This is a genomic window from Bradyrhizobium sp. P2_E8 (assembly GCF_056403875.1).
Window position 1 is genome coordinate 1 of the sequence record NZ_JBFUES010000359.1, and the last position, 6,838, is coordinate 6,838.

A 6,838-nucleotide genomic window follows, 5' to 3' on the forward strand; every position below is an offset into this window, starting at 1 on the left:
GTCGAGGGCATGATGATGTCCGACCAGAGCCGCACCGGCACGGCGAAGGGCGGCGTTCGCGTCACGTTCTGAGCCGGCATTAGCCCCGGCGGCTTGAACGCGACGCCCGCCGGCCGGGCTCCATCCGCCCGGCCGGCGCGTCCTCCGATCGGAGGATGCCGCGTGTCGTGGCTGTGCTACGCTTGGTGATACTGATCACTCAGGCCATTTAAAGCGATGCACGGACCACGAAAGCTGCCCGACCTGGTCGAGTCTATCTACGACGCCGGGCTCGATCCCTCGTTGTGGAACGACGTCGTCACCGGCATCCGCGATTTCGTCGGCGGTCAGGCCTGCGGGCTGTTTTCCAAGGATTCCATCAGCAAATTCGGCGTCACGCACTACTATTGCGGGGCGGACCCGCACTACATCCAGCTCTATTCCGAGACCCACTCGAAGTTCGATCCGCTGACGGTGCTGCCGCCGCACGGCCGGATTGTCAGCATTCCGGACCTCGTCGATTTCGATGAGTATCGCCGCGGGCGCTTCTACCAGGAATGGATGCGGCCGCAGGGGTGCAGCGATGCGGCCAACGTCGTGCTCGACACGTCGAATGCGAGCTGCCCGGTGATGATGACGGTGCTGTCGGGGCGGCGCATGGTCGATCCCGCGATGAAGCGCCGTCTCTCGTTCATCGTTCCGCACGCCAGCCGCGCGCTGCTGATCAATCGCGCCATCGATGCAAAGCTGACCCTGGCGACGGCGCTGGCCGATGTTCTGGACAATCTGACATCCGGCGTCTTCCTGCTCGATGCCTGCTGCCGGGTGGTGCATGCCAATTCCGCCGGTCATGCCCTGCTCGCGGCGGACGACGTCGTCCGGTCCGTTGCCGGGCGGCTCGTAACCAGCAGCAATGAAGCCAATCAGAGGCTGCGCGAGGCATTTGCAACCGGCGGCGACATTGCCATGCTGGCCGCAAGGGCCCACGCGATTCCGTTGATTTCGCTCCACGGCGAGCGCTATGTCGCGCACATTCTGCCGCTGTCGTCGGTGCTGCGCAACGGCAGCGAACGCGTCGGTGATGCCGTCGGCGCGCTGCTGCTGCGCGCGGTGTCGCTTCGAGGGCAGTCCTACGGCGAACTGATCGCGCGGACCTTCGATCTCACGCCGGCCGAGCTCCGGGTGCTCCTGTCGATCGTGGAGGTCGGCGGTGTTCCTGAGACGGCGGCTGCGCTGGGTATCGCGGAAACGACGGCGAAGACGCATCTGCACCGCGTCTTTGCCAAGACAGGCGTGTCCCGGCAGGCCGACCTCGTCAAGCTCGCGGCGGGGTTCGCGAATCCGCTCATCAACTGATCAGTAAATCACGGTCGGAGTTGAACCTTTTGCTCCCGTGATCGACTCAACTAGGCCGCCGGGCATGAAGAACATTCCGCGATCTCGATGTTTGACCACTGGCTCGTCCCATGCCCCGACCTCCGAAACATTCCGAGTTGATCGAGAGCATCTATGACGCCGGTCTCCACCCTGAGTTGTGGAGCGAGGTGATCGTCAAGGTTAATGCGTTCATCGGCAGCCAGGCCTGCGGCCTGATCTCGAAGGATCCCGTCAGCAAATCCGGCGCGACGCATTTCTATTGCGGGGTCGATCCGCACTACATCCAGCTCTATGCCGAGACCTACGCGCAGTATGATCCGCTCGCCAGGCTTCCCCGTTATGGCGAGGTGCGCAACATCCCGGATCTCGTGGACTTCGAGGAATATCGCCGCGGGCGCTTCTATCAGGAATGGTTGCGCCCACAGGGTTGTGCYGACGTTGCGAACGTGGTGCTGGAGCAGTCGCAGTCGCCGTGTCCGATGCTGCTGACGGTGATCCCGGGCAGGGAAATGCTCGATGCCGGGCAGCGCGCGCGAATGCAGTCACTGGTCGCACACGCAAGCCGTGCGCTGCTGATCAACCGGGCGATCGAGCGAAAGCAGCAGCGGGCGATCGCGCTGGCCGATGTCGTTGACCGGCTCAGTGCCGGCGTCATCCTGCTCGATGCCGCCTGCAATATCGTCCACGGCAATCCCGCCGCGAAGACGATGCTGGCCGCGGCCGACGTCCTGCGGTCGGTCTCGGGCCGGCTCGTGGCGCGATCCTCCGAGGCAAATCTGGCCCTGCGCGATATCTTCCGCGATGCGGGGCAGGTTGCAATGGCTGCGGCGGCCGGTCGAAAGATCTCGCTGATCTCCCATGGCGGTTCCTACTATATCGCGAACGTCATCGCGCTGCCGTCGCTGCTGCGCGACGGAGCGACGGAGCGGACGTCGGCCGTCGGAGCCTTGTTCGTCTGGAAGGCGGAACTCGACGGCCGCTCGTGTGCCGGCCTCATTGACCGCACGTTCGACCTCACTCCGGCGGAATTGAGGGTCTTGCAGTCGATCGTCGAGGTCGGCGGCGTGCCGGAGACGGCGATTGCGCTCGGCATCGCAGAGACGACGGTGAAAACGCATCTGCATCGCGTCTTCGCCAAGACCGGCGTTTCTCGTCAGGCGGATCTCGTGAAGCTTGCGGCGGGATTTTCCAATCCGCTCGTGCACTGACGCGCATTCGCGGCGCGGGACGAGTCGCTGCAGCCCGCAATAGGTTCAAACAGAGACATCATTAGAAAGTTATCGCGGGTCATTCGATCGAATGACGCGGTTTGCCGCGATCCCTTCTAGGAGATGTCACACGATCTCTTATTCGACGCGTTCGTATTCATGCGAAGCAACTCACAGCGGGCGCAAGTGAATCCAGTCAATGTGGAAGGTCGAGAGGAGATTGTCATGCGAATGACGTCACCGGCTCCGGCTCGCAAACTCCGCGACATCGCCGCGCGCATCGGTGCGGCGTTCCGTGAGCAGCGCGCGATCGACGCGCGGCGCGAGTTGCTGCGCTATCGCCATCTGCTGGAGCAGCCGCACGACCCATTGCCTTTGAATGAATTCATTCCGTTCAGCAGCAAAGAGGATATTTCAGGAAATGCCCACGGATCTGATGCGGGCGAGCGCGCCGCCGGCCACACCACGTTCGAATGTGCGTAACGTCAACATCGTCGCGATCGCCGTGACCGCGGCACTCGTCACTCTCCAACTGGTTGGCCTCGCGATGCTGGAACGCTCTCACGCGCACGCGATGCATGTGTCGTTTCCACGCGAACCGCAGGTTTGCTCCGAGAACGTCGACGCTGCCGTCTCGCAAATTCCCTACGATTGACCGGAGGTCGGTCCGTGCCTGATGTCACGACACTGGTTCTGCTCAGCGTTGCCGTATTCGCCGGCGCCTTCGTTTCGGGTCTGTCGGGATTCGCATTCTCGGCCGTAGCGGGCGCCATTCTGCTCCGGGTGTTTCAGCCGCTGGAGGCCGTGCCGCTGATGATGGCGTGCAGCATCGGCGTGCAGGCGACCAATCTGTGGGCGCTTCGGCGCAGCATCCGCTGGGAGGGCAGCCTGCTGCTGATCGTCGGCGGATTGATCGGCGTTCCCATCGCGGTGTCGCTGTTGCAGTCCACCGATACGCATCTGCTCAGGCGGGGCTTCGGCATCATCGTCGCGCTCTATGCCGCCTACATGCTGCTGCGGCCGACGCTGGTGACGGCCGGCGAGGCCGTCGGCCGGCACTGGGTCGCGCTGATCGGGTTCGGGGGAGGGCTGGTCGGCGGGCTGACCGCCATGCCCGGCGCGATCCCGACGATCTGGTGCGACATGCGCGGCATGCCCAAGAGCGAGCAGCGTGGCCTGGTGCAGCCGTTCATCGCTGCGATGCAGGTCTTCGCCATCGCGCTGCTGGTCGGACACCAGGACCTGTCGTCAAAGGTCTTCGTCGATCTCGCGGTCAGCCTGCCGGCGCTGTTCGCCGGTTCCGCGCTCGGTGTGATCGCCTTTCGCCGCGTCAACGAGACGGTCTTTCGCAAGACCGTGCTCGCTCTGCTGCTGGTGTCGGGGATTTCCCTGATCTAGTGGCCGGCGCCTTCGTGATGAAGCCCCTGGACCGGCGCGGCGCTGATGTCGCTGCTGTGATGTACCAGCGGCTTGTTGCCGGTGATGGTTCTGAGCAGCACGTAGAACACCGGCGTCAGGAACAGGCCGAACASGGTGACGCCGATCATGCCGRAGAACACGGCRACGCCSAYGGCSYGSCGCATCTCSGAGCCCGMGCCGSTCGAGAKCACCAGCGGCAAGACGCCCATGATGAACGCCATCGAGGTCATCAGGATCGGACGTAGCCGCAGCCGGCTCGCCTCGATCGCGGCCCGGATCGGCGTGCGCCCGGCGAATTCGAGCTCGCGCGCGAATTCGACGATCAGGATCGCATTCTTGGCCGAGAGTCCGACGAGAACGATGAGGCCGATCTGGGTGAAGACGTTGTTGTCGCCCTTGGACATCCAGACGCCGAACATCGCCGCCAGCAGACCCATCGGCACGATCATGATGATCGAGAGCGGCAGGGTCAGGCTCTCGTAGAGCGCGGCCAGCACCAGGAACACCAGCAGGATCGCCAGCGGGAACACCCAGAGCCCGGAATTGCCGGCGATGAATTCCTGATAGGTCAGGTCGGTCCATTCGAAGGCAAAGCCGGGCGGCAGCACTTCCGCTGCGATCCGCGTCGCAACTTCCTGCGCCTGGCCCGATGAAAAGCCGGGGGCAGCCGCCGCGTTGATGTCGGACGACAGGAAGCCGTTGTATCGGATCGCGCGCTCCGGACCCGCGCTCTGGCGGATCTTGAGCAGTGCGGACAACGGCACCATGTCGCCGGAGGACGAACGCACCTTCAGCTGCCGGATGTCGTCGGCCCGGGCGCGGAACGGCGCGTCGGCCTGGACGCGGACGGAGTAGGTGCGGCCAAACTTGTTGAAGTCGTTGACGTAGTAGGAGCCGAGGTAGATCTGGAGCGTGTTGAACACCTCCGTGACGGGCACCCCGAGCTGGAGCGCCTTGGTGCGGTCGATGTCGGCGAAGAGCTGGGGCACGTTGACCTGGAAGCTCGAGAACACGCCGGCGATCTCCGGCGCCTTCTGCATCGCCGCCATGAACGCCTTGGTCGCCTCGTTCAGGGCCTCGTAGCCGAGACCGGCGCGGTCCTCGATCTGCAGCTTGAAGCCGCCGATGGTGCCGAGGCCGTTGACCGGAGGCGGAGGGAACATGGCGATGAAGGCTTCCTGGATGCCGGCGTATTTCTTGTTGAGATCGGCCGCGATGGCATTCCCGCTCAGGGCCGGACCCTTGCGTTCGTCGAACGGCTTCAGCGTCGAGAACACGATGCCGGCATTGGAGGAGTTGGTAAAGCCGGAGATCGACAGGCCCGGGAAGGCGACAGAGCTCTCGACACCGGGCTGGGTCAGCGCGACGTCGCTCATCTTGCGGATCACCTCTTCGGTGCGGTCGAGCGTTGCACCGTCAGGCAGCCGCGAGAAGCCGACCAGATATTGCTTGTCCTGGCCCGGCACGAAGCCGCTCGGCACCTGCTGGAACAGGAAGGCGGTGAGGCCGACCAGCACCACGTAAAGGCCCATCACCGCAGCCTTGGCGGAGATCACCTTGGTGACGGTGCCGCTGTAATTCTCGGATGAACGCGTGAAGGCACGGTTGAAGCCGCGGAAGAACCAGCCAAGGCTCTTTTCCATGATGATCGTCAGCCGGTCCTTCGGCTCGTTGTGGCCCTTGAGCAGCAGCGCCGACAGCGCCGGCGACAGCGTCAGCGAGTTGACGGCGGAGATCACGGTCGAGATCGCGATCGTCAGCGCGAACTGCTTGTAGAACTGCCCGGTGAGGCCGGAGATGAAGGCGAGCGGCACGAACACCGCGATCAGCACCATCGCGATCGCGATGATCGGGCCGGAGACCTCTCGCATCGCCTGATAGGTGGCATCGCGCGGCGACAGCCCGGCCTCGATGTTGCGCTCGACGTTCTCGACCACGACGATGGCGTCGTCGACGACGATGCCGATCGCGAGCACGAGGCCGAACAGGCTGAGCGCGTTGATGGAGAAGCCGAACATGTGCATCACGGCAAAGGTGCCGACGATCGACACGGGCACCGCGAGCAGCGGGATGATGGAAGCTCGCCAGGTCTGGAGGAACAGGATCACGACCAGCACCACCAGCGCGATCGCCTCCAGCAGCGTGTGGATCACAGCCTCGATCGAAGAGCGCACGAACTGGGTCGGGTCGTAGACGATCTGGTAGGACACGCCCTCCGGCATGTTCTTCTTGATCTCGGCCATGGTGGCGCGGACGTGGTCGGAAATCTGGAGCGCATTGGAGCCCGGCGCCTGGAAGATCGGGATCGCCACCGCCTGCTTGTTGTCGAGCAGCGAGCGCAGGCCGTATTCGGACGCGCCAAGCTCGATGCGCGCGACGTCGCGTAAGCGCACCACTTCGCCGCGCGCGCCGGCCTTGACCACGATGTCGCCGAACTGCTCCTCGTTCGCGAGCCGCCCTTCCGCGTTGACGGAGAGCTGGAGGTCGATGCCCTTGACGTTCGGGGAGGAGCCGACCACGCCGGCGGCGGCCTCGACGTTCTGCGCCTGGATCGATTTGACGATATCGCTCGCGGTCAGCCCGTGTTCCGCCGCCTTCTGCGGATCGACCCAGACCCGCATCGAATAGTCGCCGGCACCGTAGAGCTGGACGTCACCGACGCCGTCGATCCGCGCCAGCCGGTCCTTGACGTTGAGCACCGCGTAGTTGCGCAAATACGTCATGTCGTAGCGACCGTTCGGCGACAGCAGATGTACGACCATGGTGAGGTCGGGCGACGACTTCTTGGTGATGATGCCGAGCTGGCGCACCACGGCCGGCAGGCGCGGCTCGGCCTGCTGCACCCGGTTCTGCAC

6 protein-coding genes are annotated in these 6,838 nt (G+C 64.4%); 5 read left to right on the plus strand and 1 reads right to left on the minus strand.

What is annotated here, in order from left to right:
- Positions 1-216: 216 nt before the first annotated feature.
- From AC1D00_RS20250 to AC1D00_RS20270, 5 genes are all read left to right on the plus strand, one after another.
- Positions 217-1,335, plus strand: a complete 1,119-nt coding sequence (locus AC1D00_RS20250; protein ID WP_477011881.1) for a helix-turn-helix transcriptional regulator — start codon at positions 217-219, stop codon at positions 1,333-1,335.
- Between the two features lie 110 nt (positions 1,336-1,445).
- Complete coding sequence (locus tag AC1D00_RS20255; RefSeq protein WP_477011882.1) at positions 1,446-2,564, plus strand: helix-turn-helix transcriptional regulator; 1,119 nt, start codon at positions 1,446-1,448, stop codon at positions 2,562-2,564.
- A gap of 225 nt (positions 2,565-2,789) precedes the next feature.
- The gene (locus AC1D00_RS20260; RefSeq protein ID WP_167770669.1) at positions 2,790-3,047 is read left to right on the plus strand and encodes a hypothetical protein; all 258 of its coding nucleotides are present in this window, start codon (positions 2,790-2,792) and stop codon (positions 3,045-3,047) included.
- Positions 3,040-3,219, plus strand: coding sequence for a hypothetical protein (locus AC1D00_RS20265; RefSeq protein WP_477011883.1), 180 nt, complete (start codon positions 3,040-3,042; stop codon positions 3,217-3,219). Before AC1D00_RS20260 ends, AC1D00_RS20265 begins: the two co-directional genes overlap by 8 nt.
- Before the next feature lie 14 nt (positions 3,220-3,233).
- The gene (locus AC1D00_RS20270; RefSeq protein WP_477011884.1) at positions 3,234-3,962 is read left to right on the plus strand and encodes a sulfite exporter TauE/SafE family protein; all 729 of its coding nucleotides are present in this window, start codon (positions 3,234-3,236) and stop codon (positions 3,960-3,962) included.
- On the opposite strand, the gene AC1D00_RS20275 is transcribed toward AC1D00_RS20270, so the two are convergent.
- Positions 3,959-6,838, minus strand: a 2,880-nt coding sequence (locus AC1D00_RS20275) for an efflux RND transporter permease subunit (RefSeq protein WP_477011885.1), incomplete at its 5' end; no start/stop codon positions are given. The two genes, AC1D00_RS20270 and AC1D00_RS20275, sit on opposite strands and share 4 nt — an antisense overlap.

Bases quoted from the DNA above. Each gene is read 5' to 3' on its own strand.
- AC1D00_RS20250 (WP_477011881.1), top strand. From the start codon at position 217: ATGCACGGACCACGAAAGCTGCCCGACCTGGTCGAGTCTATCTACGAC.
- AC1D00_RS20260 (WP_167770669.1), top strand. From the start codon at position 2,790: ATGCGAATGACGTCACCGGCTCCGGCTCGCAAACTCCGCGACATCGCC.